The organism is Streptomyces sp. DF42, from assembly GCF_058267695.1.
The window spans coordinates 9,655,922-9,682,047 of the sequence record NZ_CM177859.1 but is presented as its reverse complement, the minus strand read 5'-3'; the positions used below and the strand labels follow the sequence as shown (position 1 = coordinate 9,682,047).

Annotated in this window: 20 protein-coding genes; 3 read left to right on the top strand and 17 right to left on the bottom strand. The window is 72.1% G+C overall.

From position 1 onward, the window contains the following. Positions 1–206: 206 nt before the first annotated feature. Positions 207–512, bottom strand: coding sequence for a hypothetical protein (locus tag ACYUED_RS44590; RefSeq protein ID WP_491290084.1), 306 nt, complete (start codon positions 510–512; stop codon positions 207–209). A gap of 226 nt (positions 513–738) precedes the next feature. Between ACYUED_RS44590 and ACYUED_RS44585 the strand changes: the two genes are divergently transcribed. Continuing rightward, positions 739–1,650 (top strand): NAD-dependent protein deacetylase, encoded by a 912-nt coding sequence (locus ACYUED_RS44585; RefSeq protein ID WP_491290083.1) that lies wholly within the window; start codon positions 739–741, stop codon positions 1,648–1,650. A gap of 214 nt (positions 1,651–1,864) precedes the next feature. Then, the gene (locus ACYUED_RS44580) at positions 1,865–2,830 is read left to right on the top strand and encodes a YihY/virulence factor BrkB family protein (RefSeq protein ID WP_491290082.1); all 966 of its coding nucleotides are present in this window, start codon (positions 1,865–1,867) and stop codon (positions 2,828–2,830) included. Between the two features lie 193 nt (positions 2,831–3,023). On the opposite strand, the gene ACYUED_RS44575 is transcribed toward ACYUED_RS44580, so the two are convergent. Further along, positions 3,024–3,689: a DUF4097 family beta strand repeat-containing protein gene (locus ACYUED_RS44575; RefSeq protein WP_491290081.1), complete on the bottom strand. Its 666-nt coding sequence runs from the start codon at positions 3,687–3,689 to the stop codon at positions 3,024–3,026. Between the two features lie 240 nt (positions 3,690–3,929). Here ACYUED_RS44575 and ACYUED_RS44570 point away from each other — a divergent pair, with 240 nt between their 5' ends. Next, a complete protein-coding gene (locus tag ACYUED_RS44570; protein ID WP_491290080.1) occupies positions 3,930–4,685 on the top strand; it encodes a helix-turn-helix domain-containing protein in 756 nt (251 codons plus the stop codon). Between the two features lie 274 nt (positions 4,686–4,959). On the opposite strand, the gene ACYUED_RS44565 is transcribed toward ACYUED_RS44570, so the two are convergent. From ACYUED_RS44565 to ACYUED_RS44495, 15 genes are all read right to left on the bottom strand, one after another. Continuing rightward, complete coding sequence (locus ACYUED_RS44565) at positions 4,960–5,847, bottom strand: hypothetical protein (protein ID WP_491290079.1); 888 nt, start codon at positions 5,845–5,847, stop codon at positions 4,960–4,962. 494 nt (positions 5,848–6,341) lie between these two features. Next, positions 6,342–7,919 (bottom strand): hypothetical protein, encoded by a 1,578-nt coding sequence (locus ACYUED_RS44560; protein WP_491290078.1) that lies wholly within the window; start codon positions 7,917–7,919, stop codon positions 6,342–6,344. Positions 7,920–8,085: 166 nt separating this feature from the next. Next, the gene (locus tag ACYUED_RS44555; protein WP_491290077.1) at positions 8,086–9,441 is read right to left on the bottom strand and encodes a hypothetical protein; all 1,356 of its coding nucleotides are present in this window, start codon (positions 9,439–9,441) and stop codon (positions 8,086–8,088) included. Between the two features lie 28 nt (positions 9,442–9,469). After that, the gene (locus tag ACYUED_RS44550; RefSeq protein ID WP_491290076.1) at positions 9,470–10,729 is read right to left on the bottom strand and encodes a hypothetical protein; all 1,260 of its coding nucleotides are present in this window, start codon (positions 10,727–10,729) and stop codon (positions 9,470–9,472) included. Between the two features lie 32 nt (positions 10,730–10,761). Then, entirely contained in the window at positions 10,762–11,364 is a 603-nt protein-coding gene (locus ACYUED_RS44545) for a hypothetical protein (protein WP_491290075.1), read from the bottom strand. A gap of 2 nt (positions 11,365–11,366) precedes the next feature. Next, positions 11,367–15,596, bottom strand: coding sequence for a LamG-like jellyroll fold domain-containing protein (locus tag ACYUED_RS44540; protein ID WP_491290074.1), 4,230 nt, complete (start codon positions 15,594–15,596; stop codon positions 11,367–11,369). Beyond that, positions 15,593–16,909, bottom strand: coding sequence for a baseplate J/gp47 family protein (locus ACYUED_RS44535; protein WP_491290073.1), 1,317 nt, complete (start codon positions 16,907–16,909; stop codon positions 15,593–15,595). Before ACYUED_RS44535 ends, ACYUED_RS44540 begins: the two co-directional genes overlap by 4 nt. Then, positions 16,902–17,411, bottom strand: a complete 510-nt coding sequence (locus ACYUED_RS44530; protein WP_491290072.1) for a hypothetical protein — start codon at positions 17,409–17,411, stop codon at positions 16,902–16,904. The genes ACYUED_RS44535 and ACYUED_RS44530 overlap by 8 nt, the downstream gene beginning before the upstream one ends. Next, positions 17,411–17,785, bottom strand: a complete 375-nt coding sequence (locus ACYUED_RS44525; protein WP_491290071.1) for a hypothetical protein — start codon at positions 17,783–17,785, stop codon at positions 17,411–17,413. Before ACYUED_RS44525 ends, ACYUED_RS44530 begins: the two co-directional genes overlap by 1 nt. Then, the gene (locus ACYUED_RS44520) at positions 17,785–19,587 is read right to left on the bottom strand and encodes a hypothetical protein (protein WP_491290070.1); all 1,803 of its coding nucleotides are present in this window, start codon (positions 19,585–19,587) and stop codon (positions 17,785–17,787) included. The genes ACYUED_RS44525 and ACYUED_RS44520 overlap by 1 nt, the downstream gene beginning before the upstream one ends. Then, positions 19,578–20,000, bottom strand: a complete 423-nt coding sequence (locus ACYUED_RS44515; protein ID WP_491290069.1) for a hypothetical protein — start codon at positions 19,998–20,000, stop codon at positions 19,578–19,580. Before ACYUED_RS44515 ends, ACYUED_RS44520 begins: the two co-directional genes overlap by 10 nt. After that, a complete protein-coding gene (locus ACYUED_RS44510) occupies positions 19,997–20,506 on the bottom strand; it encodes a hypothetical protein (RefSeq protein WP_491290068.1) in 510 nt (169 codons plus the stop codon). The genes ACYUED_RS44515 and ACYUED_RS44510 overlap by 4 nt, the downstream gene beginning before the upstream one ends. A 9-nt stretch (positions 20,507–20,515) precedes the next feature. Continuing rightward, positions 20,516–24,148, bottom strand: a complete 3,633-nt coding sequence (locus ACYUED_RS44505; protein WP_491290067.1) for an AHH domain-containing protein — start codon at positions 24,146–24,148, stop codon at positions 20,516–20,518. After that, positions 24,145–25,821, bottom strand: a complete 1,677-nt coding sequence (locus ACYUED_RS44500; RefSeq protein ID WP_491290066.1) for a hypothetical protein — start codon at positions 25,819–25,821, stop codon at positions 24,145–24,147. Before ACYUED_RS44500 ends, ACYUED_RS44505 begins: the two co-directional genes overlap by 4 nt. 28 nt (positions 25,822–25,849) lie before the next feature. Beyond that, positions 25,850–26,125 (bottom strand): hypothetical protein, encoded by a 276-nt coding sequence (locus tag ACYUED_RS44495; protein WP_491290065.1) that lies wholly within the window; start codon positions 26,123–26,125, stop codon positions 25,850–25,852. Between the last annotated feature and the right edge of the window lies 1 nt (position 26,126).

The following is a 26,126-nucleotide window of genomic DNA, read 5'->3' as shown; positions in this document are numbered from 1 at the left end:
TTGACACCCGTGCCCGGCAGTGCGACCTCACATCGTCGACGCACTCCACAGCAGCAGTCGACCGGCCCGCCCGTTGATCAAGCACAGGTCCCGTCAGCGTGCCGCGGGATGGCGGACAGCCGCGCGGGGACAGCCGCACAGGGACAGCAGCACAGGGACAGCCGCGTGGGAGAGCTTCGCCGGCGGACGACCTGCTGCACACCGCCTCAGCGGGTACAGACGTAACGCTCGTCCTGGAACGAGGTGGCGTCGGAGCTGCTGCCACCGGGCCGGATGCTCCACACCTTGTCGTCCTGGCTCGCATCGAAGAAGTCGACGTAGACGGACTGGTTGTTGCGGTAGGACCCGACGCTGCTGATCCCGAAGTCGAGGAGGTTCCGGCAGTAGCCGTGTCGCTGGGTCATGTAGGCGATGTCGGTGAAGTTGCGGCCCTTGTACAGACACAGCCATCCGGCGCCGCACGGCTCGGCAGCCGATGCCGTCGGGGCGAGCACCACGCCGCTGACCGTCATGGCGAGCAGCGTGAGCAAGAGGGCTCGAAGTCGTAACGTCCGCATCGACATCTCCTGGGCTTGACGGCGCGCATGAACGAGATGGGCTGTCCAGGGAGGGAGCAGAACAGCGCAGACGGGTCCTACCCTGCGAGGGACGGAGCCAGTCCGTGTGTTCTGGATCAGCCTGCCGAGCGGATGCGGATGCGTGCGGCGTTCAGGACAGCGAGTTCCGTACCCTGGCGGCATGCGCATGCGCCCCACTCTGAGCTGGACGCCTACCGAGGACCTGCCTGCGGGTACCACGGATCTGGCACCGGTGGCCGATGCGCTGCGCGCCGGCGGTGTGCTGGTGCTCAGCGGGGCCGGCATCTCCACGGAGTCGGGCATCCCCGACTACCGGGGCGAGGGCGGGAGCCTGAGTCGGCACACCCCGATGACGTACCAGGACTTCACTGCGGGTGCCCAGGCCCGGCGCCGGTACTGGGCCCGCAGCCACCTCGGCTGGCGCACCTTCGGCCGTGCCCGCCCCAACGCCGGTCACCGGGCTGTGGCCGCGTTCGGCCGGCAGGGACTGCTCGCGGGTGTGATCACCCAGAACGTGGACGGCCTGCACCAGGGCGCCGGCAGTGAGGACGTCGTCGAACTCCACGGAAGCCTGGACCGGGTCGTCTGCCTTGCGTGCGACGCCGTCAGCCCGCGCCGCGAACTGGCCCGCCGGCTGGAGGCCGCCAATCCAGGTTTCGAGCCCGCCGCCGCCGCAATCAACCCAGACGGTGACGCCGACCTCACCGACGACCAGGTCGGCGACTTCCGTGTGCTGCCCTGCACGCTCTGCGGCGGCATCCTCAAGCCGGACGTGGTCTTCTTCGGCGAGACCGTGCCGCCGCGGCGGGTCGATCACTGCCGCACGCTGGTGAGTGAAGCGGCCTCACTACTGGTCCTGGGCTCCTCCCTGACGGTGATGTCCGGACTTCGGTTCGTCCGCCAGGCAGCGCAGGCCGACACGCCGGTGCTGATCGTCAACCGGGATCCGACCCGGGGCGACCGGCACGCGCTCACCCGCATCATGCTCCCGCTCGGAACCGCCCTCACCACCCTGGCCGACCATCTGGGCATCCCCCTCGACGACCACCCCGCGGCCCGGCCGCAAGTGTGACGACTACCGGCCGCCCGGCCGCCTGGCAAGTGACCACAACCACGACCTCCCTTCGCAAGCCCATCACCGCCGTTCGTGCGCGCAACGGGCACACGCAACGGGCCCGGCGACCGTCGAAGCAGCGGGTGACCGTTGAAGCAGCCGTTCGGGGGCAGTCGAAACAGGCACACGCCGGGGAGGTCGCCCCGGCCCCGAGGGAGGGAGTCTGTCCGCGATGGGAACCGCCGTGCACGTCCCGCAGACCAGGGACATGATCGGGGAAGAGCTCTCGGGAGACGAGGCTCTGGCCGCGCTGCGGCGGTACGGCAGGGTACGGCTGCTCGTCGACTCCTTCGCCCGGTTCCGGTACGCCGACGGCTTCTCCCACGCACGGGCTCTGGGATTCCAGATCGTGGTGGGCCTGGTGCCGCTGACCCTGGCGCTGGTCGGCGTGGCCACGTCCGTGCACACCGACGCGGTGGGCCGGATCGTCGAACGGGTCTTCAGCGACGTCGTGCCCGGTGCCGGTGACGGGGTGCTCGCGGAGGCGTTCGCAAGGTCCCGGCGCAGCGCTCACGGCGATGTCTGGAGCACCCTCGCGCTGTGGCTCGGTCTCGCCTTCGCCGTGCTCAACCTCGCCTCGGCGATGGGTCAGATCGAACGGGGCGCCAACCGCATCTACGGCATCGAGCGCGACCGCCCCTTCGCCCACAAGTACGGCCGTGCCGTGCTGCTTTCGATGGCGGCCGGCCTGCCGATGGTGCTCGGCTTCGTGGTGCTCGTGGCCGGCGAGGCGGTCGGTGACGCCGTCGCTTCGACGCTGGGTTCACCCGGCGGCGCGGACCGCTGGTGGGGCGCGCTCAAGATCCCGGTGGGGCTGGCGCTCGCGTGGATCGCCTCCGCCGTGATCTTCCGGTGGTCGCCGCGCCGCAGGCAGCCGGGCTACACCTGGCTCGCCTTCGGCAGCGCGGTCCACCTCCTCCTGTGGGTCTCGGCCACCTGGCTGCTGGCGCTGTACGTCGGCAAGAGCACCGCTTTCGGGGCCGTCTACGGACCTTTGACCGCGTTCGTCGCCCTGCTGCTGTGGGCCAACGTCACCGGTGTCGCCCTCTTCCTCGGCATCGCCTTCGCCGCCCAGCTGGAAGCGGCGCGCGCTGGTATCGCCTCCGCCGTGCATCCGGATCCTGGGCCTGGCCGCTGACGCCACTGCCTGCCCGATATCAAACAGATGTGTTCCACCTGATCGCGTGAGGCGTGGCGTACGACTTCTCAAGGCAGGGCCCTGCATCTGGATCGAAGGCCGCCGGGGACGGAGGGCCGCGCCCTCGGCGACGACCGACAGGATCTCGACCGCAGTGGGCCCGGCCGGACGGTCCTGTCCTGGTCCTGCTCGTTCAGAGGCTGCGGGCGGTGATGTCGCCGCGGGACGTCGTGGCGCGGATGTCGAGTTCGACGGAGCCATCGTTCTTGAAGGCGTTGCTGATCCGGCCGTAGTCGGTGTCGGCAGCCAGCGCGGCCGAGACGCCCGCGGCGGCGCCGACCGTGATGTCGCCGGACTGGGTGGTCAGCACGACCGCGCCGCGCACGGCCTCGGTGATCCGGATGTCGCCCCGCACGGTGCTGATCTCCGCGGGGCCGCCCAGGCGGCCGACCTCGACGTCGCCGTCGACCGCGGTGAGGCGCACGCTCGCGGCCTCGTCGATCTTGATCCGGCGGTACGCGCCGTCGAAGGCGACTTCGCCCAGGCGGCCGACGCCGCGGAGCTCACAGCTGCCCGCCCTGGCCTCGATACGGGAGCCCGCGGGCAGCTGAACGGAGACCTCCAGGGATCCGGAGGGGCCGAAGAGCTGGCTCTTGAACTCGGGAGTGTGAATCCGCAGGACGCCGTCGGCGTAGGCGACCGTGGTCTGCTCGGCGGCCTGGACGTCACGGCTCTCGGAGGGATTGGCGGGCAGGACCTCGACGGTGGTGTCTGCGCGGTCGGCGGCAATGAACTGGATGCGTCCGGCGGGGATGTCCAGGACGGCGGAGATGGGCGCGGGGGTGTCGAACTTCTGCATCTTGCTCTCCTATACTCGGTCATGTTTTCCGACACCAGAAACGCTACGTTGCTTTCCATATTCCGGCAACAACTTCGTTGCACACAATCCGTATCCATGCAGCTCACAGGCCTCTAATCGTTGCAACGATCCTGGCAGTAATGCAACGCTCATCGAACCGATTATTGCAATGACTGGGAGGTGAACGCTATAGTGAGCGGGATCAGGGACCGCCACGAAGAATCACCGAGGGAGATCGCGATGCCGGGAGGCAGGCTCACCCAGCAGGAACGCCAGCAGATCGCGCTGGGGCTGGCCGACAGCCTCCCCTACGCCGAAATCGCCCGGCGCCTGGAGCGTCCGACCTCGACGATCACGCGTGAGGTGATGCGCAACGGCGGCCCCACCGCCTACCGTGCCGACCTGGCCCACCGCGCCACCGAACACCGCGCACACCGGCGCAGGCCCGCCTCCTCCCGGGAGGCGCAGTCACTTCCCCAGCCACACGGACGTGACGCCGAGGCCGTGGCGCAGTACGAGGAGACACTCACCACCGTCCTCATGGCCTCGGGACTGCCCAAGATGGCAGCCCGTTTGCTGACCTGCCTGTTCACCACCGACGCGGGCAGCCTCACCGCGTCCCAGCTCGCTCAGCGCCTCCAGGTCAGCCCGGCGTCCATCTCCAAGGCGATCGCTTTCCTGGAGAGCCAGAGCCTGGTGCGCCGAGAACGCGACGAACGCCGCCGCGACCGCTACGTCGTCGACGACGAGCTCTTCTACCAGGCGACGATCGCCAGCGCCCGAGCCAACGACCAACTCGTCGAAACCGCACGTCAGGGCGTTGCCGTCCTGGGCCCCCGTACCCCCGCAGCCACCCGCCTGGAGAACATCGCCCGCTTCCTCGACTTCATCAGCGAAAGCATCACCCGCGCCGCCGAACAGGCCCGCGAAGTCCTCCACACCAAATCCGAAGCAACCTCGGCCGACGCCACCGAAGCAAGCGCGGACAACCGATAGACAACGCCGTCTGTCCAACTACCGGCTCAAACGGGCCGAACACCACACCTGGCCCCAGCCCACCCACACCGGCACTCGAGCAGTCCGCATCCTACGAACCCAACCCGCAGACCCGTAAAGCAACAGCATTGCCCCTAAGGCGGCTTCATGTCACCGCAAGATTCGGACCGCTGACATCATGATCGGCCGCCTGCAGCACCAACTGACCAGTACCCAGGTGTCTTCCATCAGTGACACGCGATGCCGAACATTCCCGTGGCAGCACGACCGAACCTCACCCATCGTTCGGGTGGCTCCCATGCTCCCCGGGATGCAGGAAGAAGCCCTGTTCCGCAGGCGACTTCTCTTCCTCGATGACCAGTGGGTGACCTCGCGCCCACGCATCCGCCCGGACACCGGTCACCAGCCAGCTCACCCGCTGCCCCGGGCGGCCGCCTGCCACCGCGAAGCTGTGGTCACTGACCTCACGACTGATGTGCAGCTCCGGCGCCGGTGCACCGAGCGCCGTGAGCTGATAGCGGAAGTCCTCGTTCAACGCCTCTAACCAATCCGGCAGTTCGACCGTTGCCCGACCCTGCGCATCAAGCGTCACCGTGCCGTCGTAGACGTTCTTGCGCTCCGACGACTCGACGGAACAGTGCGAGAGAACGCGGTTCTCCGGGTCGAGGGGGTGGTCAATGCGGAAGCTGCAGGCCGACTTGTTGATGGTGCCTGAGACGGTCACGTCGCCGGTGAACTCGGCCGCCTTGGAGACCCCGCTGGCAACCAGGCCGACGTCCCCCACCGCGACCACGCCTATGCCCCCAAAATCAATTTGGAGGCCGAGCTCGGTTGCCTGGTCTCCGCTCTCGCCCCACACCCCGACACGTGTGTCGCTGCTCCCGACGACACCCACCCCCTCCCGGCAGAAGCCCGTCACCCCGCGGCCGTTGGTGGAGAACCCCTCCACACCGTCACCCTCGATGACACTTCCGACGACACCGACGCCGATGGCGACCGACCCTTCAGCATCAGGAGATTCATCGCTGGTCCCCTGCACTCCGGCCGCGCCAGGACCGCCGTTCCCCTGCACACCGACGCTCTGCCTGCTCGTGCCCATCAGCCCGGGCCCCATGGTGCTCTGGCCGTCCACCCCGGGCCCGGCGAGGCCCGTGCCCGCCACGCCAGGCGACGACTCCCCGCCTTGGCCCTGCACACCGGGCGCCTCCGTGCTCGTGCCGGACACCCCCGGCCCCTGGGCACTCTGACCCGCCACACCTGGACCAGCCATGCCCGTACCGGACACCCCGGCAGACAATTCCCCGCCCTGCCCCTGGACCCCAGGCCCCTGCACGCTCCTCCCGAAGACGCCCGGTCCCCGGTCGGCCGTACCCGACACGCCCACGCCGCCGCCCCCGCCCTGGCCGGAGATGCCGGTGCCCCGGCTGCCGAGGCCTCGCACTCCGACGCCGCCCTCCACGCTGCTCAGGCCGAGTACGCCCGCCCCTCCCTCGGCCGGGCCCTGCGGGCCCATCTCGACAGCCTGCGCGCTACTGCCGATGACTCCCGGCCCGACGCCACTGTCGCCCCACACCCCGAACTTGAGCGGCGGATCCTCCTGCCCCGGATCGAAACCACTCGGAACATCCTGCGATTCAGGCGGTTTGATCGGCATCGTCAACTCCCGTCTCCACCATCGGATTTCTCCGACCTGCTTGTCGTCGCCCCCGGCGCTGTCGCCGCCCCTGATGGCAACTCCGGGCGGCGGAGCGCCATCAGCGCCCGTTCCGGCGGCGCGCCGTGAGCCTCCGGAGCGAGGAAGTAGCCGCGCTCCTCGGGCACCTTGTCCTCCTCCTGGACGAACGGATGGGCCCGCGCCCAGGCGTCCGTGCGGACACCGGTGACCTGCCAGCACACCTCCGCCCCCGGCACGCCGCCACGGATGGTGAAGCCGTCGCCGGGATCGCGCACAACGTGCAGGTCCGGGGCAGGGCCGTCCAGCGGCGTCAGCTGGTAGCAGAGCTTGCTGTTCAGCGCGGCGAACCAGTCCGGCAAGGTGACGGTCGTCTCCCCCCGGCCGTCCAGGGTCACCGTGCCGTCGTAGACGTTCTTGCGCTCGGGCGACTCCACGAAGGAGTGCGAGAGGAACCGGTTCTCCGGGTCCAGCGGGTGATCGATCCGGAATCCGCCAGCGATCTTGTGCAGGGTGCCACTCACGTCGACATCGCCCTCGAAGAGGGCGGCGTGGTCCGCCCCGTTGGCGATCAACCCCGTGCGGCCGGTGGCGAAGACGCCCACACCAGTCGAACCGAATCCGAGCACCCCGGTGCCGGTGCCCGATCCGGAGACCCCGGTGCCCTGGCCACTGGTCCCCTCCACCCCGGTCCCGCTGGTCACCGCGCCCCGTACTCCGGTCCCGTTCTCCATCTCGCCCAGCACTCCGCTGCCGCGGCCGCCCTTTCCGGACACCCCGGGGCCCTCCCGGCTGACCCCCAACACCCCCGGCTCGGTGTCCGACGATCCGGATACCCCGCTCCCGCCGGTCGAGGAGCCCGCCACCCCGTCCCCGGCTTCCGCCGTGCCCTGCACGCCGGCGCTGCCGTCACTGCCCGTGCCCAGCACACCGGGGTTGCCCTCGCCGCCGGTGCCGGACACTCCGACGTTCTGGCTGCTCTGCCCCACCACCCCCGGCCCGCCATCGGCGTTGCCGAGCACCGCGGGGCCCGCTCCGAGCCCCTGCCCCAGTACGCCGGCGCCCCGCAAGCCGGTACCGGCCACGCCCGCGCCCAGCTGGCTCTGGCCGAACACCCCAGCTGCGTTGACCCCCATCCCGGCCACGCCCGCGCCATTAGGGCCACCCGTCCCGGAGACGCCGACGCCCTGGGCACTCGTACCGAAGACACCGGCATCCGATCCCCTGCTCGCCCCACTCACGCCGACGCCCTGGGCGCTGGTACCGGCGACACCGTCGGCGTCACTGGCACTCGTACCTCTCACTCCCACGCCCTGGGCGCTTTCCCCTGCGACTCCGGCGCCGCCAACGCTGGCGCCCGACACTCCGGTGCCCTCGAAGCTCCGGCCGGACACCCCCGGGCCCTGGCCCGCCTCCCCCGCGACACCGGCGCCCGCGCCGCCGCCCTTCCCGGAGACACCGGTTCCCTGACGGCAGTGTCCGTGCACCCCGATGCCCTGCGCCGCGATGTTCAGGCCCAGCACGCCCACCCCGCTCTGGATCTCGCCGTCTCCGGCCGGCACGCCGCTGCACCCCACCACCCCCGGACCGACATTGCTGTCCCCGAACACTCCGAACCTGATCGGCGGACTCTCCTGCCCAGGGTCGAACCCACTGGGCCCATCCTGCGACTCTGGCGGTTTGACCGGCACCGTCCTCACCTCCAACTCATCATGCGGATCACTGCGTTCACGGCCCCGGGCTTGGGGTCGCGGCGATTCCTCGTTCGGGTGGCTCCCCGTGCTCCCCGGGGTGCAGGAAGTAGCCGCGCTCGACGGGGGCCTTTTCCTCCTCGGTGGCCAGCGGATGGCCCAGCGCCCACACATCTGCCCGGACGCCGGTCACCTGCCAGCTCACCCGCTGCCCCGGGCCACCACCCGCCACCGCGAAGGTGTGGTCAGTGACCTCCCGACTGATGTGCAGCTCCGGCGCCGGCGCACCCAGCGCGGTGAGCTGGTAGCGGTAGTCCTCGTTCAACGCCTCGAACCATTCCGGCAGTTCGATCGTCGCCCGGCCCTCCCCGTCAAGCGTGACCGTGCCGTCATAGACGTTCTTACGCTCGGGCGACTCGACGAACGAATGGGCCAGGAAGCGGTTCTCCGGGTCGAGCGGGTGGTCAATCCGGAAGCCGCCGCCGCCCTTTGTCAGCGTCCCCGTCACCTGGACGTCGCCGTTGAACTGGCCCGCCACGGGTCGCCCGCTGGCCACGATTCCCACTCTTCCGCTGGCGATGACCCCCTCCGCCGAGAAGCTGGAACCCACCACGCCGGCCCCGAATACGCCGTAACCGTCGACGGCCGGCGCCGAGGTGCTGTCCCTGGGCGCCTCGCCCGGCAGGAGGCCGCCCTGGATACCGTCCAGGCCGAGCGGCCAGATGAACGGGCTACGCCCGCTGCGCGCGGTGACAGCGGTTCCGGTGTTGCTGAACGCCTTCACCGCGGCCCCGCTGGCGCTGGTGGCCTCCACCGCGCTCCCGCCCTGGCTGGTGGCGGTCACCCCGGTGCCCTGGACGCTGTGGCCCGCCACGCCGGCACCGGTCGTGCTGATGCCGGACACCCCGGCACCCTGGGTGCTGGTGCCGGCCACGCCGGGACCGGCGGTCCCGGTACCGGCCACTCCCGGGTTGGCTCCCCCACCGACGCCGGTCACCCCGGTGCCCTGGGTGCTGGTGCCCGAAACGCCCGTGCTCTCGCTGCTGACACCCGCGACGCCCGGGCCCTGGCCGCTGGCACCCACCACGCCCGGGCCAGCAGCCGCCTCACCCGCGATACCTGGATGGTCGCCCCCGCCCTGGCCGGAGATGCCGGTGCCCCGGCTGCCGAGGCCTCGCACTCCGACGCCGCCCTCCACGCTGCTCAGGCCGAGTACGCCCGCCCCTCCCTCGGCCGGGCCCTGCGGGCCCATCTCGACAGCCTGCGCGCTACTGCCGATGACTCCCGGCCCGACGCCACTGTCGCCCCACACCCCGAACTTGAGCGGCGGATCCTCCTGCCCCGGATCGAAACCACTCGGAACATCCTGCGATTCAGGCGGTTTGATGGACATCGCTCTTTCCCTTCTCGCTCACCCGCACTCAGTCCTGCTGTCCGCCCTCCGTCCTTTTCACCAACAGCTCCCGGTCACGGGCTGCGGCGATCGCTCGCTCGGGTGGCTCCCCGTGAGCCTGCGGATACAGGAAGAGGCCGCGCTCGTCCGGCGTCTTGTCCTCCTCCCCGCCGATCGGGTTGGCCCGGGCCCAGGCGTCACAGCGGACCCCGGTGACCTGCCAGCACACCTCAAGGCCCGCGTCACCGCCCGCGATCGAGAAGCTGCTGCCGGCAAGTTTCCGGCTCACATGCAATCCGGGCGCCGCCGCGCCCACCGGCGTCAGCTGGTACCGGAAGGACTCGTTGAGCGCCTCGAACCATTCCGGCAGACCCACCGTCGCCTGCCCTACGGCGCCCAAGACCACGACACCGTCGTAGACGTTCTTCATCTCCGGCGACTCCACCGAGGCGTGGGAGAGAACACGGTTCTCCGGATCCAAGGGGTGATCGATCCGGAACCCGCTACCCCCCTTGCTCAGGCTTCCGGTGATGACGACATTGCCCTCGATAATCGCGCCGACGTCGTTGCCCAACGCGACGAGTGCCGTGGCGCCGCGAGCTCGGACTCCGACGCCGTTCTCGCTTTGGCCACTGACGCCGTCGTGGTCAGTGCAGAAGCCACTGACTGCGGCACTGGTGACGCTGCTCGCCGACACCGCGTGCCCCTGTTGACTGACAGCCCTAACGCCGGGACCGCTGATACTGGTGCCGAGCACGCCCGGACCGTCGGTTCCGGTACCGGTCACGCCGGCGCTGGAGCCACCACCCGCACCGGAGACACCGACCCCCTGAAGGCTCGTGCCCAGCAGCCCAGGGCCGCTTTCCGCGGTCCCGGACACACCTGCGGCGGGACCGACACCCATCCCCCGGACGCCCACCCCCTGACGACTGCTGCCCGACACACCGGGCCCGTCTGCGCTCACGCCGACCAGCCCCGGGCCGACGGTCGCCTGGCCCAGCACGCCGGGGGCGCCTGCACCGCCCTTCCCCAGGACCCCGATGCCCCGGCGGCAGAAGCCGTGGACGCCGATGCCCTGCGCGGCGATGTTGACGCCCAGGACGCCCGCTCCGCTGTCGATCGCGTCGTCGGGGCCCAAACTGGTGGTGGCCGGACTGCTGCTGCTACCGATGACCCCCGCTCCTTCCCCATTGTCCCCGTGCACACCGAAGTTGAGCGGCGGAGTCTCCTGCCCCGGGTCGAAGGTGCTGGGGCTTCCTCCCTGTGTCTGCGGCGGTCCGAGTGACATCTCGGTACCTCTTCTCGGTGGTTGACGGGCGATCACTGGTAGGAGATCTGGAAGCAGGACAGCTTGACCGAGTCCGCACCGGCAGCGGTCGGTGCCGCGCTGAGGTCCGCCGTGATGAAGTACCGATGTGTCTTGTTGGTTACTTTCGCCGGAGTCAGCGGATTGGCCGGCGTGTTCAGCACCGTGACCCTGCAGAGGTCTTCCGCCCCGGCGCCCGAGAAGTCTTTGCGGCGCAGGGTCACCGTGATGGTGCTGCCGTCGTTCGGTTTGGTGCCGAACACCTGGAACGACTTGAGCTCGACACCCTCCGGCAGGACAACGTTCATGATCCCGTGTGCCTCCGCGGCCCCCGGTGCTTTCTGCGCCACGTCGGTGCCCACCAACCAGGGCAGCGGGGGCTGTGTACCGGTATCGGGCACCCGGGTCGGGGTGAGGATCGGAACCAGCGAGAGGAAGGAATCCGCCCGGGCCAGTGACTGGATCAGCGGGTTGAGGTGCTCGTCGGCCAGGGTGGCGAACTCTGCCTCCAGCTTGTGGAAGCGGAGGTTGAATCCGTTCTCGCCGCCCGCCTGGACCCGGTCCTCGTTGTCGATCCAGTCGGTATGGGTGAACTTGGGCGCATAGGGAGGGATCATGGTCATCGTCCTTGGTCGTGGCCGGCGGCACCGCCGTTGGCGCCCGGGTCGTCGTCCCGTCCAGGGCGGGCGAAACGGGTAGGCCGGCGCTGGTCTCCGGCCCGGTAGGCCGGGAAGGTGTACGCGGGCGGCAACCCCGGCTCCGCGTTGTCGAGTTCGCGCACATGACCGCGGAGCCGTCCGGTCCGGAACTCCACGCCGATGGGCTGAAACCAGTTGAGGATGTTGAGCACCAGGTCGTACTGGTCCTTACTGACCACGACCTCGGGCCGGGTGTCGAGGTCGGCACGTAGCCGCACTTCGCACTGGTAGGGCAGCACCGGGCTGCCCCGGAGGTAGTCGGCGCGCAGACGCACCACGCCCGGGGCCAGGCCGGTGACCTGGGTGACGGGGCTGCCGGGCGAGTACGGTTCGGCCCGGCCGGGACCCGCCGGGGCCGCGGACCAGGTGAGTTGTGCGTCGGGTTCCAAGGCCAGGACCTGACGGAACGACAGCAGCGGCGGCAGCGGCGGGTCCCCCGCGAGGGGGGTCTGATCGGCGAGCAGCAGCGTACCGGCTGACTCCACCGCGGCCAGCAGGCAGGGCCGGTACGCCGCGCCGGCCGGGGAGGCGGCCAGCACTCGGCAGTCGCCGCCCGGGCTGAAGGCCGTCGGCAGCAGCGTGCCGGCGGCCGGGTCGAGGACGTGGACACGCCCGGCGACCGTCTCCGATCCGGCGGTGGCGACGTACAGTTGCCGTCGGTCAGTGGCGGCGCACATCGTGACCGGAACTGTGCCGGACGGGAGGCCGCCGACGGTGGCGATCGCTGTGGTGCCGCCGGTCGGGTAGACCTGGACGGAAGCGCTCCCGGCTCCGGGCGTGGCGGGGCCGGTGCCCACATACAGCTTGGTGCCGTCCGGGGCGAAAGCCGCGCAGAGCGCCGGGGTGCCCGCGCCGATGACGCCGCCCTGGAGCTGGAAGGCGGCCCGGATCACCAGGCAGAACCCGCCGTCCTCCAGCAGGACGGCGAGCAGCGGGCTGTTCGGAGCGGAGACGATCGCGGTGGGTGTGGCAGGTAGATTGACACTGCCGTTCGGTTGCAGGGTTCGCGGGTCGAACGCGCGCAGGGTGTGGTCGCCGGCGCAGGCGACGAAGAGCCTGGTGTTGTCGGTGGCCAGGGCCGCCGGGCCCGGCAGCGCGATGGGCGGGATGGCGGGCCCCAGGGTTGCCGGGTCGAGAACGGCCAGCATGCCGACGCCTCGGTGGGCTACGAACAGCCGGTCGGCCGCGAAGGCGAGCGCGCCGGGCAGCGGGTCCACCTGTCGGGCGGCGGCGAGGGCCGGGACAGGCAGGGCGGTGGCCGTGGGGGCCGCCAGCCGGAGTGCCAGCACCCGGTGCCGGCCCGAGTCGGCCAGGAAGAGCCGGGCGCCGTCGGAGGACAGGCAGGCGGCGACCGGCACGGTGCGCGGGATGACGGTGACGGTGACGGTCCCGTCCACCCGGACCTCGGTCGCGTTGTTCCCGTCGGCCCCAGAAGGGGCCACGTCGGCGCCAGCTACCTCCGCCCGCAGGTGTTCGCCCGCCGCGACCGCGACCCGCACGGTGGCTGGGGCGCCTGCTGCGGCCGGGGCCTGGAGTGCGATGTGGTCGAGGCCGGCTGCAAAGGCGCGGGCGGCAAGAGCGGGTGCGGACAGGGTGTCGTGGGCTAGCACCAGCACCCGGCCCTGCCCGGCCAGGCCGTGGTCGGCCTGGTCGAAGGCGCTGAGCACGTGGAGTTTGCCGACGGCCGGGCCCAGCACGTCGAGCAGCCGCTCCAGCGCGGCGCCGGCGGCCGGCTGCATCCGGCGCGCGGCCAGGTCCGGTCCGAAGACCACCGCGCGGGCCTCGGTGCGCACATCGTCGGTGCGCAGTTGGAGGTAGGTGGGGTCAAAGTCGTCGGCGGGCGGGCCGGCCGCCTGGGCCTCGGTGGCCCCCAGCCAGCCGTCCCGGCCGACGGATCCGGTGGCGCCGAGTGCGGTGTCCGGCAGACCGATGCGGACCGTCCGGCGGCCGCTTCGGGTGTGTCCGGCGCGACTGACCTCGACGGTGACGGTGACGTCCCCGGCAGTGGCGGCGAGCAGGGCGGCGGCCTCGCCGGAGCCGCCGGGCACCACCGTGGCGGAGCCCGGTCCGCCACGGGTCACGGACCAGCGGACCTCAACTTCGGTGAGCGTGCCGGGGTCGGGGTCAAGGCCGAGGGCGGCGGGGCGGCCGGCCGTGGTGTCGGTGCCGCGAACGGGCGGCACGTCGGGCCGAAGGGTGATCGCGAAAGTGTCGGTCGGCGGCTGGACGACGCGGAGCAGGCCGTCGGCGGTGTGGCAGACCCAGCCGAAGCCGGCGGCGTGCGCCTGGACCCCAAGCTCCGCAGTCGGGCCGGGGCCGGCCGGGCCGCCCGGTCCGTCGAGGCGCAGCAACAGGGCCCGGCCGACCGAGAACAGGTCGGTGGCGGTGGGGTCGTAGGCCCGCACGACGGTGAGGGTTCGGGGTGGGAGGGGCTGCGCGCCGAGCCGGGTGAGCAGGGTGTCGAGCGCCTGGCGGACGCCGAGTTGCATCAGACGGCAGCGGTCGTCGGCGAAGGCGAGCCCGTCGGCGCCCGGGTGGTGGCAGAGCCACCCGGGGTCGAAGTCGGGTTCGCCGGCCGCGGTGCCGACGGCCTGCGCCTCGGTGCGCAGCCGGTCGCCGTCGGCGGCGATGCACTGGCCGGTGGTGAGCGGCGGCGGGAGGACCCGCAGGTCGAGCGAGCCGGTGGCGATCCGGCCGGTGGTCTCATCGATCTCGAACGAGCCGGGGCCGGTTTCCGGCGTGTTGTCGCCGCTGACGCGGCCGGCGGTGCGGTTGAGCACGTCCTGAAGTGCGTCGGGGGTGGGCACCAGCCAGCGCTGGAAGATGTGCAGCCGCCGCCGGTAGTGGTCGTCGCCCTCTCCGGTGACCGGGTCGAAGGAGGTGCGGGCGGTGCGGGAGATCCGGACCTCCTCGACCAGGCCGTGGTATTGGGCGGGGTCGGGCCCGTCGGGGCCGGTCTCCTGGCCGTGGCCGATCACGAGCGGCTCGGGGCTGGTGAGGGCACCCAGCCCGGGCAGCACGGCCCGGGCGACCTGGGTACCGTCGAGGTGGAGGCCAACGGCGGTGCCGTCCGGGGTGCGGCGGACTACCGCGGCGAGGTGGTGGAAGCGGCCGTCGCCGAGGTCCCGGTCCGCGAAGAGCCGGATGCGGGCGCTGCCGTCTCCGAGGGAGAGCCGCAGGTTGTGGTCGATGCCGCGGAAGGTGCCGATGGCCAAGGACCAGCCGGGGGCGGTGTCGTCATCGAGCCCCGCCCGTTTGGTGAGGACGGCGCCGGTGCCGGTGGTGGTGCGGTCGGGGCGGACGACGGCCTCGGCGGTGAGGTCGGCGCCGGGGGCGACCGCGAAGTCGGAGTGGTCGGAGACGGTGATGCTGCTGTTCGGCGCGGTGAAGCCGAATGCGAACGAGAACCGGCCGGTGCGGCCCGGTTCGGCGCCGTGGTTGACCCCGTGGTGGTCGGGAGCACCGAACCGGGCACCGATGTCGGCCACGTTCGGCGTGGTCGTCGTCCCGTCGGGCGGGGTGTCGTCGAGGTGGTAGAGGGCGACGGTGTCGGCGTCCCAGGAGTACGGCCGGGCCGGGAACCGCGGCGCACCGAGGTCCTCGCCGAGCAGGTCGAGGCCGGCGCCTCGGGCGGTGGTGGCGTTGCGCTGGGCGGCGACGTCGGTGAGCTGCCGGGTGAAGTCCTGGTAGTCCCGGCCGATCACCCAGAGCAGTTTGGCGAGGTTGCCGAGCAGCGCGGTGAGCTGCCAGTCGTCGGCCGCGCGGGGCGCGGGGGGACGCGGGCGCAGTGCGGTGATCCGCAGTTCGTCGGTGAACTCGTCCGCGCGGCCTGGCAGTTCAACGGCGACGGTGTCGCCGCCGGGCCAGCCGGCCGGAAACCGGACCTCGGTTTCCTCCTCGGGGCTCCCGATCCTGCGCCGGAAGGCGACACGGACAGTGAGCGGTTCGGCGGTGTCCCGGGTGGGAGCGAGCAGGTAGCGGGGGGCGTCGGGGGCGCGGCCCCAGCGGTCCCGGTAGGCCCGGAAGCCGTCGTCGGCGGGCCGCAGTCCGCCACTGCCGTCGGAGCGCAGCGGGAGGGTGACGCGTTCCATGCCCCGGTCGTAGACGGGGGTGAGGCCGCCGCGCAGCACGTCGAAGAAGTCGCTGCTCATGGCCCGGCCACCTGGAGGTCGATCAGTGGGCTGTCGAGCGCGAAGCGGGCGATCTCCTCGGCGGCGAGGGTCAGGTTCTCGCCCACCGACAGCTCTGCCGCGCTGCCGAATACGGCGTTGCCCAGGCCGACATCGCCGAAGGCGGGTGCGCCGCGGCGCAGCCGGAGGTTCTGCACGTCGACCACGCCGGCGACGGACCGTGCGGTGAGCACGATGTCGGAGTGGAGCACGCCTCGCCCGAGGCGCAGCCGGTCCACCCCGGCCTGGACGGCGGTGAGGATCTCGCCGCGGATGGCCTCGGGGTCGTGGCCGGCCTGGACGACCAGGGTGCCGCGGATGCCGACGTCGACTTGGTCGGCGGGTTTGACATCGGGGAAAACGGACACGGGCCGCCACTGCCGGACGACGTCCAGCACGCCCTCGTACACGGGCGGGACGGAACTCTCGCCCTGGCGCCAGGGCCAGCCGGGTTCGACGGCGACGACGATGTCGAAGAAGTAGGGGGAGCCGGTGCGGCGCCCGGCGGTGAAGGTGTGCTGGCCGAAGCGGTAGGTGTGGAAGTCGCCGTGGGAGGTGTCGACACCGCCGAGCGGGTCGAAGACGGCGGTGTCCCGGACGCCGGGGACGTCGAGGATCCGAGCAAGGAGCGCGTCCTTGGTCCACAGGGTGCGGGGGACTCCGAGCAGCCGGGCGCGGTAGGTGTCGTCGGGTTCCAGCAGTTCGCCTCCGGTGACGGGGGCGGGCGTCACGACGGTGACGGTGGCCGGTCCCAGATTGAGGTGGAATCTGGCCCAGTTGGGCTCCAGCCGGAGCCCCTGGCCCGCCGGGAGGTTGCTGGCCGGGCCGCGCCGGACGGCCCGGACGCCGACGGACAGCGGCGGGGCGCCGGCCGTGAGCGTGGCGGGTGCGGTGGTCCGCAGGCTGATGTGCGGCGGGTCGGGGGTCTCGACGACGGTCCCTTGCGGCAGGGTGAAGCGGTGTTGCGAGTCGGCGCCGGTGAGGGTGAGGGTGACGTCTCCGGTGGCAGGCAGGAACTGACGTTCCAGTCCGAGATCGGTGCCTAGCAGGTCGAGGCCCGCGCCCTGGGCGGTGGTGGCAAAGTTGGCGTAGTACTGGTTCTCCAGGGCACGCCACAGTTCGTGGACGTGCACCGCGGCAGCGTCGAGCACCTTGCGCAGGGCGCTGCCGGAGCCGAGGTCGACGTCGCTGCCGAACATGGCGCGGGCGCGGGCCTGCTGGTCGGCGACGATCCGGTCGAGCCCCTTGAGCACGAAGCCGTCCGGGGTCACGCCGTACTGGTCTTGGTCACTCAAGGCGTCCTCCCGTTTCGAGCGTCAGCGCCGAGCCGGCGACGGTGTCCACCACGGCGCAGACGGTGTAGCCGCGGCCGGTGCGCGCGGTGTCGGCTGTGCCGCCGGCCGTCACCCGCTCGGGGACGGGTTCGGCGAAGCGCGAGTCGTCCTCGAAGAAGACCTCCCGGACGCCGGTGACCCGGCGGTCGGTGTCGAGGCAACGGACCAACTCCATCCGGATGTGCTCCTTGCGGGCAGCGACGCCTTCGGCGTAGCGGCCGATGGCGAGCCGGTCGAATCCGAAGCCGCTGTTGAGGAGGTCGCTGCCGAGCTGGGTCCGGACGGTCAGGACAAGGGCCTGGACGAGGGCCGGGAACCCCTCGACCTCTGCGGGCCCGTGGGTGACGCGGTCGATGACGAGGTCTCCGTCGTCGACGGCGAGGCTGCGGCCCAGGGCAGGTGCCCCGGCAGCGGGGCTGGGCGGCCCGAGGGCGGGCGCGCCCGGGGCGAAGGTGTCGGTCATCAGGAGGCCTCCAGGATCGTCTGGCCCGGAGAGACGACCTGCCAGGTGCCCGGCCCGGCGCCGCTGGCGGTGATGCCGCTCGCGGTCGCCAGCAGGACGGGCTGCCCGCCGACGGTCAGGCTGACGGCCAGGCCCCCCGGCACGGTCGGTGTGGTGACGCACGGCTGGGGCGCACCGGCGGGGGTGACCGCCGAGCAGGGCGAGACCATGCCGGGCACCGGGGTGGCGGCCGAGCCGAAGGTGAATCCGCCTTCCTTGCCCGCCGTGAGCACACCCTGGCCCTTGACGGTGGCGTTGGGGTTGCCGCCCGTGAGCTTGCACTGCCCGCCGTGCGGGCAGCCGATCACGGCGCCTTCGATCAGTACGAGTGGCATCAGCTGATCGCCACCTTTCCCTCTCCGACCGTCAGCGTCACGCCGCCGGCCGACACGGTCACTTTCTTGTCCCCGAGGCTCACCTCGGCGCCATCCGCCGATACGGTGACCTGGCCGCCGTCGGCCGCCACCGTGACATTGCCGTCCGCGTCGATCCGCACGCCGGTACCGGACTTGTGGGTCAGCAGGAACTCGTCCGCGGTGCCCTCGGTGGGGCGCGCTCCCACCGGGGAGCAGGCGTCCTTGCCGACGGAGATCTTCAGCCCGACCGCCTCGACCACCCGGCGGCCGTCGGCGGCGGTGAGGTCGTTGACGCCCTTGCCGGTGGGGCGCGGGCTGTCTCCGGCGGAGAGTTCGGTGGGCAGGCAGAGCCACCAGTCGCCGTCCTCGGCCCGCGGCCGGTCCATCCGCCCCACGCTGTCGTTCGCCCACAGGAAACCCGTCACCACCGTGTCGTCGCGGTCCGCCCGGACGTCGTTGAGCAGCGCTCGCATGCCCGCGTAGACGGGGACTGACAGGCCCACCCGGTGCCAGGCGAACGGAGCCGCGAGCGGCTTGTCCGGCAGGAACCGGTCCTCGCCGGGGACAGGCAGGTCGACACTGGGCGAGACCGCCCGGTCGCCGCAGTCCTGCCCGTAGTCGAGGCTCACCGTGCGGGCGGCCGGGTCGCCGGTACGCACCTGGCCGACATCGACGGAGGGCGCGAGCGCCAGCTCGTCCCTGATCCGGCCGGCGATCGCGTCGGCCACGGCCGCCGGGCTGCCCCTGCGCACCCGGTCGGTGGCCTGCCGGTTGCCGTCCTTGCTGAGGACCGCCGCCCGGCCGGAGCAGACGTAGCCGGTCCGCGGGGACAGCCGGTGGGTGAGCTGCACGATGCGGAAGCCCTGCAGCGGGTTCTGGTAGCCCTGGACACTGGCCGTGACCAGCTGCCCGGCCCGCAGGTCGGGCACGCCGAGCACGGTGAAGTCGAAGGCGGAGACGTCGCCCTTCGGCAGGTCGCTGTCGACCCCGAGAGCGCTGACCGGGCCGAGGTGGGCCGGGCGGAACTCGGCCAGCCGGGCGCTGCTCATCCCCTTGACCGTGATCAGGCTGTCCTCGGCGGTGAGCAGGGCCAGCACCGAGGCGGGGTCGGGCACCGCCGGCAGGCCGCTCTCCGGCGGGTAGCTGACGGCCTTGCCGAACTGCACCGCGCCCTCCTGTACCAGCAGTTCGGCGCCGTACTTGTCGGCGAGCCGCCGCAGCAGCCCGAAGGCGTTCCGGTCCTCGGCGTTGATGCTGTCGAGCTCGTCCTCCTCGTCGCGCCGGCCGGTCAGTTCGACGCCGGCCGACGCCGCGACCCGCTCGGCCGCCCCGGTGGGCGTCAGGTGGCGCAGCATGATCCGGGCGGTCCGGGTGACGTCCTTCTCCAGGTTGACGGCGACGGTGGCCAGCAGCTTGAAGGCGGCCTCCTCGTAGCCCTTGAGCGTGATGCCCAGCGGGGGGAACCGCGTCGAGGAGGTGAGCCCGACCACCCGGCCGGTCACCACCGTGCGACGGGCACCGGGGGCGTCCAGGTAGCCGAGCCGGATCGTCACCTTCACCCCGCCCTCGGAGCCGGTGCCGGCCGTGGCGAGCGCGGCGACCAGCTTCCGGTGCTCGGCCATCGGCAGGTCCGCCAGGTGGATCTCGAACTCGCCGGGCAGTCCGATGCCGTAGCCGACGCTGATTTCCGCGTCCAGCAGCAGCCCGCCGGACAAGGCGTCGTTGGAGACCTTGAGGCCGAGCGCCGGGAACTCCACCAGGTAGGAGATGATCACGCCCATCGCTGCGCCACCCCGATCACGATGCTGCTGCCGTAGTGGCCCCGCCCGTTGAGGTTGCCGCGGGCCACCCGGGCCTCCAGCAGGCGGACGGCCAGCCGGTCGGCGAGGTGCACGAGGTCCGGCTCGGCGACGAGTTTGCGCAGCAGGACGGTCTGCGGCCCGCCGGGACCCTGACGGACCACCCGGAGCACCAGGTAGCCGGGGGGTGTGTCCGGGGGACGGGCGCCTGGGCCCGGGCCCAGGTCGTAGAGGGTGTCCAGCGGGTCGTCGGAGCCGGTGTCAATGGCGGCGTACAGGCCGAACTCGTAGGAGGTGCCGCCGATCCGGCAGCTGAACACCTGCGGCAGGCCCTCGTCGGGTTCCACGGGCAGCCGGTGGTAGTCGAGGGCGGCAGGGAGCTGAGGGGTGTTCACAGGGCGCCTCCGAGCTCGCGTTCGACCGAGATGTTCCCGCTGAGACTCGGGGCGGCGGCCATGCCGGCGGCCAGCGCCATGTCCAGGGCCTCGCCAGTGATCGCCGACACGCTGGAGCGGGGCACCTGTTCCAGGGTGATGGAGACGTCGATGGCGTCACGCTTCTGGTTGGACTGGGTGAACCTCAGGTTGGTGATCTGCATGTCGAGGCTGACGGTCATCCCGCAGACCACTGGGATCCCTGCCAGGCTCATCGCGGGCGCGGTGGCCGCGGCCAGCACCCGCGAGGTGAGGGCCTGCGCCTCAAGGCTCTTCTTGACGAGCAGCCGGGTGCGGCCGACCAGGACCGCCTCGACCGAGATCGTCCGGGTGGTCGGGGACACCAGCTGGGCGAGCCGGCTGCCCGCGATCCGGGCCACCTGGTAGCCCTCGTCCAGACTCAGGCTGGTGACGGTGAACAGCGGTACCGCGCCGATCAGTACGGGGACGTTCCGACCCGCGACCATGGTGTGCGCCTACCTTTCGCTGTCGTCACCGGGGCGCCGCAGACGTCGCCGGGCGGGGGCCGGGGGAAGCTCCTCGGGCAGTTCCTCGGGCAGTTCCTCGGGCAGCTGCTCGGGCGGTGGGCCGGCCGGCTCCTCGGGTGCCACGCGCTGACGGGCCGGGGGCTCCTCGGGGGGCGGCTGCGGGCCGGGCGCGGGACCAGGGCCGGGCGCGGCCGGCGGTGCCACGGGCGGGGCGGGCGGCGGGTCGGGCGCGGCACGGCGGGTGGCCTCCACCACCTCGTCGAACTCCTCGTCGGTCAGCCACCCGGCCTCGCCCCGGATCGACTCCATCCACTGCGCGAACGTCTCCCCGCGCCGGGCACCGGCCAGGTCCTCGACCGGTATGCCGTTCTTCAGCTCGAACTTGATCTCCGCGATCACCTCGTGGACCCGGCCCTCGCGGCGGGCCTTCAACAGCCGGAGGGTCAGCTCCCGGTAGTACGCGTTAGTGTGCACCAGGGGGTGGCGAGTCAGGGCCTCCGGGACGATGGACGCGTCCGCCGAGGTACGCGGCAGCCAGACGCCGTTCAGCGGCGAGTTACGGGGGTCAATGCCGGCCTCCCGCAGGATCTGCCGGGCAAGCTCGCCGCGCGGGTCCGCGTCCGGCGCTATGTGGTGCGGCTCGTGGCCCTCCAGCCGGGGCTCGCCCGCCGCCTCCAGCCGGTCGCCGAGGTCCGAGGAGGCCCGGTCCCGGCCGGCCTTCGGGTGCTTTTCGTCGTGCACGCCCGGCGCCTCCGGCGGCGCCTCCCCGGGCTCGTGGTGCAGCAGCTTCTCGTCCTGCGTCGCCCGCCTCCCGGCCTCCTCGACGTCGGCGGACACCTGCTGTTCGATGCTGGGCGCGCCGGGCCGGTCGGGGCGGTGGGCCTCGAACTTCTCCAGCTCCACCAGCGCCTTCTCCCGGTCGTCCCGGGCGAGCCTGCGCAGCGCGCGGATCTGGTTCTCCAAGACACGCGGGTCCTTCGCCCGGCGCAGGTAGCGCAGGCGCAGCCGGCTGATCCGCTGCAGCAGCGCACCGGTGTCCAGTTCCGCGGCCTCCACGCCGCGGTGGGTGAGGAGGGCCCAGGCTTCGGCGTCGCCCGCCGTCAGCCGGTCCAGGAGGTCCACGTACTTGGCGAGAGCGTGCTCCTGGCGGGCCTTGAGCTTCAGCCGGGCCAACTCCACCAGCAACGAGTCGAAGGTCTCCGCCTTGCCCGCGGCACGGTCGAACACCGCCAGCAGGACCGGGTGGCCGAACTCCCGAACGGCGTTCATCCGACGGGGCTCGGCCGCCAGCAGCGTCAGGAACTCGGCGCCGACGGCCGAGTGCGGACCGACCCGCTCCAGTCCGATGTGCTCCAGCACGGCGAGCAGTCGGGCCCCCTCATCGGGCGCCAACTCCTTGACCAGCGTGCGGACTTCGTCGGTGGTGAAGCCCTCCGGTCCGGCCAACCGCCGGAACACCTCGCCCAGTTCCTCGGTCAGGCCGCCGGACTTGCGGGCCAGGATCTGCAGCGCCTCGACCTTGGCGACGGCCTCGGTGACCGCCTCCCCGATCTCCCGGTCCGTCACCAGGACGGACAGGGCGTGGCCCTCGTGCACCTCAGCCCGCGCCAGCGCCTCGGTCAGCCGCAGTTCGTCCGCCACCGGCAGTTCGGAGATCAGCCGCAGCACCTCGGCGTCGCTGCGCAGCGAGCGCAGCACCGCGCTGCCTTGACGCATCGCCCGGGCCACCCTGGTCAGCCGGACGGCGATCAGATCGGCCTCGAGCAGGTTCCTGAGCCTCCCGGTCACGCCCAGGATGCGCAGCATCGCCACCGTCTTCTCGGTCAGGCCGACGGCCCTGGCCGCCGCCTTCAGCTCCCCCGCGCCGACGAACCAGGAGGCGAGCTCGATCAGCACGGCCCACTTGATCTTTCGCAGCACCTGCTCGCCGAGCGGGGGCACGGACGCGGACTGCTCGGCCTCCTGGAGTACGGCCACGCCCTTCAGGCCGTCGAGGATCGCATCGCCCACCTTCCGAAGCAGCGCCGCGCACTCGGCCTGCGCGGGCGGATAGCCGACGTACGCCAGCTGGAAGGAGACCACCAGCCGCACCAGTTGCCCCAGCCCGCTGATGACGTCCAGAGGTTTCGTCAGCATGAAGTGCAGTCCCTTGGCCAGCCCCACCACGAAGTCCCAGACCGCGACCAGGGCCGTCTGGATCTCGGCCAGCGCCGACCACGCCGCGTGCTCGGGTGCGCCCTGCGCTATCTCCCAGAGTGACTCCCGCACGTTCGCACCGATGCCGAGGGACCGCTCGATCAACTCGACAATGTCCTCAGCGGTTGGCTTCCCGGCCTTGCCGAATCGTTTGCCGACGCTGGTCAACAGCTCCCAGAGGTTCTCGTCGAGGTCGCGGTAGAGCCGCTCGACCAGGCCCTTCTCGGCGAGGAGAGTGTGCAGTTCGGTCAGGCTCAGGAGCGAGCAGAGGAGCTCGACGATCGCCCGCTGGTACTTCTCATCCGACCCGGCCTCGAGCAGGACCCGCAGGTAGCGCCGCTTGGCGGCCCAGTCGGTCAGTCCGAAGGACACCCGGTCGAGCCGGGCCAGGCGGTCGGCGGCCTCCCCTAGGAGGTCCGCCCGGCCGGCCAGGGCCTGCTCGACCAGCCGGTCGATTCCCGCGAACACGAGCCGCCCGACCTCCTCCGGTTCGAGCGCCGGCGGGGCGGCCTCGATGAGCTCCTGCAGGTTCTGCGCGGCAATGCCCAGCTGGGTCAGGTACTCCCCCTCGGTGGAGGTGACCGCGAGCACTTGGTAGTCGTGACCGGCCGAGTCCGTCACGGCCCGGAGGACCTCGCCCTGGTAGGTGGCCACAGTCTGGCCGGTCTTGCCGACGGTCCAGCGCTGGGCGCCCTGCACCAGCTCCCGCACCGAGACCGAGCGGTCGGTGGCGACGGCCCACAGCCCGCTGTCCGCCTCGCCCAGTGGCCCGCGCAGGATGGCGAACGAGCCGCGGCCGAAGGCCGCCCGGCCCAGTTCGAGTACCCGCATGATGTTGGAGGCCCGGACGTAGCGCTCGGCGCCGAGGGTCACCGTGTGGGATCCGGCCAGGATCATGACCACCCGGCCGTCGATGGGGCTGGGGCCCTCGACCAGCCGGTCGGCGGGCTCGGCGGGCTGCCCGGGTGGTCCGGCGGCCGGCTCAGGGGGTGGTGCGGGGGCGGGAGTGGCCGGCTCGGGCGGGCCCTCCACCAGGTCGGCGGGCAGCGACATCGCGAGCGTAAGCCGAGCCGTGGGAACCGGTTCGGACGGCCCGGGTTCGGGGGCGGTGGGCTCGGGGGCGGCGGGTTCCTCAACGGGCGGTGCCGGTGCGGCCGACGTCGGGGCGGGCCACCGGAGGGCTGCCGGCGGGCCCGGTGACCCGACGGCTGGCAGCGGCGCCGCATCCTGGCTCGCGACCGGCGGCAGGTCGATCCGCAGGTCCGTCGGCTGCAGCCGCTCCAGCGCGGTGGCGACTGCCCGCAGCAGCACGTCCTCGAGCGCCCGGCGCAGCTCTGGGTCCGGCCCGCCTCCGCTGCCACCGTGGAAGACCACCCGCTCCGGCGGGTGCGGCCGGATCCACACGGTGTCGCCGCCCGTGTTCACGGCGTCCCCGATTCGCCCAGCCGACGGAGCAGTTCGTCCCGCCGGTGCTGTGAGGCCAGCTGCTCTTCGGGGTTGGTCGATGAGGCGCCGGCCGCGGACTCCTCGGCGGCGATCCGACGCAGCAGATAGTCACGCAGCTCGGCTCTGCTCAGCGGTTCCAGCGCGACCGGGAAGACCCACCGGGTGAGGTCCCGCGGTGCCCGTGCGGTCACCCAGCTACCCACCCAGATCCGCGCATGCTCGGTGCGTTCTACCCTCTCCGTGCCCACCGAGACCGAGGTGAGCTCGATCGAGCAGCCCACCGCCTCCTCGCCCTCGCCAGGCGCTCGGTACACCGTGGTAAGCAGGCCGATCACGCCGAACAGCGGTGCGCCGGGGTGGGCGAGCTGGACCTCGGCGAGGTCGTCGGCCTGGGCGTCGAGGCGGGCGGTGATGACCGGTTCGAGCTCCCGCATCCGGCGGTCGGTCTGTGCGCGGAGCCAGGCGCTCTCGATGGCCTGTTCCACCTTGGAGATCAGCGTTTCCCAGGCCAACAGGGCGGCCAGCACGAGCACTTCGCCACCGATCACCCGCAGGTGGCGGCCGAGCTGCGGGCTGGTCTGCCTTGCCGGCGCTGGCGCCTCGGGTAGTTGGGTCTGCGGCGCGGCCGGTGGGGGTGTCGGCTTCGGCCCGGGCTTCGGCACCGGCTGCCCGCCCGGTACCGGCTTTCGCGAGCGGGTGCCGCTGGCTCGTTCCCGCATGGCTGCGGTCTCCTCGTGACCGGCCGGCCGGCCGGTCCGCGCGTCCTCTTTCCTTGCCCGGGCCTCGTCCTTCCTGCGCTGAGCCCGGACCTCCGGTCCGACCACGTCCTCCGGCTCCACCTGGGGCGGCAGGTTTCGCGCGCCCTGGCCGTACCCGCCCGCGTTGGTGAGCTTCAGCCTGATCCCCAGCCCCTTGGGGATCAAATCTCCGGCCCGGACGGCCTCCAGTGCGCTCTCCAGCCGCCGGACGATGCCAGCCTTCTCGGGGAAGTCCGGCATGCCCCGGACCTGCGTGACGGCCTCCTGCAGGCTGGTGCCAAGGTTCTCGCCGAGGGCCGTGGCGCTCTTGCCCTCCAGCTTCCCCCGCCGCCCGGTGGCCTTGTTGTCGATCAGCCAGATCTCGCCGTTCGAGGGGTTGAAGGCCACGGCGTCGACACCGTGTCCGGTGAGCTGGTGGGCACCCGGACCGGACGACGTGACCAGCAGCCGCATCCCGCGCCGACCGAGCTCGAAGGGCAGGTCGTGCTCGCCGTACGTGCCCCCGGCATGCGCGGCGGTGATGTCGAACGGCTGGTCCGCGGCCGGTTGGGCGCCGGCCTGGCCCGCGCCAGACAGGAGCGGCGACGCGGCGGCGCGCAGCTCGACGGGCCGAAGCGCGCCGCCGGCGTCGTACCAGGGCACCCGGTAGACAGTGCCGTCCTCGGTGATCCGGCCCGGGTCCGCGGGTTCCTGAGGACGGCGGCCGAGCGGGCCGACCGAGCTGACCGGCGGCTCCGACGCGGTGAGCAGCAGCCGCTCCAGCTGCTGGCGCGCCTCGCCCAGCCGCTCGGTGAGCCGCTCCGCGACGGCCTGCCCGAGCCGTTCCAGATCCGACGCCGACGTATCCGGGCCCAGCGACACCGTGATCGGGAAGTGGCACGATATCCGTGGCATGCCCGCTCCTCAGGTCGGCCCGGCAGGTTCAGCTCAGCGCCTGGTACAGCGCGTCGCAGATGGCGTCCACCACGTCGTCGTCGGCCTGCGCCCCACCGCCGGCCAGCACCACCTTGACGGGGAACCAGTAGTGGACCTCGCCGCCCGCGCGGGCGGCAGCGGCGGCCACCGCGGCCTCGGAGCCGGGCGCCACGACGATTTCCTCCCCCGCACTCACCGCCACCAGCCCATCGCGGGCCACGGGCAGCACGGTCTCCTCGGGGGCCGGGGGCTGCTCCCCCGATCCCAGTGCCGGATCCGTCATC

Coding starts and splice junctions, on each gene's coding strand:
- ACYUED_RS44495 (WP_491290065.1), bottom strand. CDS start 26,125: ATGACGGATCCGGCACTGGGATCGGGGGAGCAGCCCCCGGCCCCCGAG.
- ACYUED_RS44555 (WP_491290077.1), bottom strand. CDS start 9,441: ATGTCCATCAAACCGCCTGAATCGCAGGATGTTCCGAGTGGTTTCGAT.
- ACYUED_RS44520 (WP_491290070.1), bottom strand. CDS start 19,587: ATGGGCGTGATCATCTCCTACCTGGTGGAGTTCCCGGCGCTCGGCCTC.
- ACYUED_RS44500 (WP_491290066.1), bottom strand. CDS start 25,821: ATGCCACGGATATCGTGCCACTTCCCGATCACGGTGTCGCTGGGCCCG.
- ACYUED_RS44580 (WP_491290082.1), top strand. CDS start 1,865: ATGGGAACCGCCGTGCACGTCCCGCAGACCAGGGACATGATCGGGGAA.
- ACYUED_RS44570 (WP_491290080.1), top strand. CDS start 3,930: ATGCCGGGAGGCAGGCTCACCCAGCAGGAACGCCAGCAGATCGCGCTG.
- ACYUED_RS44525 (WP_491290071.1), bottom strand. CDS start 17,785: ATGCCACTCGTACTGATCGAAGGCGCCGTGATCGGCTGCCCGCACGGC.
- ACYUED_RS44590 (WP_491290084.1), bottom strand. CDS start 512: ATGACGGTCAGCGGCGTGGTGCTCGCCCCGACGGCATCGGCTGCCGAG.
- ACYUED_RS44575 (WP_491290081.1), bottom strand. CDS start 3,689: ATGCAGAAGTTCGACACCCCCGCGCCCATCTCCGCCGTCCTGGACATC.
- ACYUED_RS44530 (WP_491290072.1), bottom strand. CDS start 17,411: ATGACCGACACCTTCGCCCCGGGCGCGCCCGCCCTCGGGCCGCCCAGC.
- ACYUED_RS44545 (WP_491290075.1), bottom strand. CDS start 11,364: ATGATCCCTCCCTATGCGCCCAAGTTCACCCATACCGACTGGATCGAC.
- ACYUED_RS44550 (WP_491290076.1), bottom strand. CDS start 10,729: ATGTCACTCGGACCGCCGCAGACACAGGGAGGAAGCCCCAGCACCTTC.
- ACYUED_RS44510 (WP_491290068.1), bottom strand. CDS start 20,506: ATGGTCGCGGGTCGGAACGTCCCCGTACTGATCGGCGCGGTACCGCTG.
- ACYUED_RS44585 (WP_491290083.1), top strand. CDS start 739: ATGCGCATGCGCCCCACTCTGAGCTGGACGCCTACCGAGGACCTGCCT.
- ACYUED_RS44540 (WP_491290074.1), bottom strand. CDS start 15,596: ATGAGCAGCGACTTCTTCGACGTGCTGCGCGGCGGCCTCACCCCCGTC.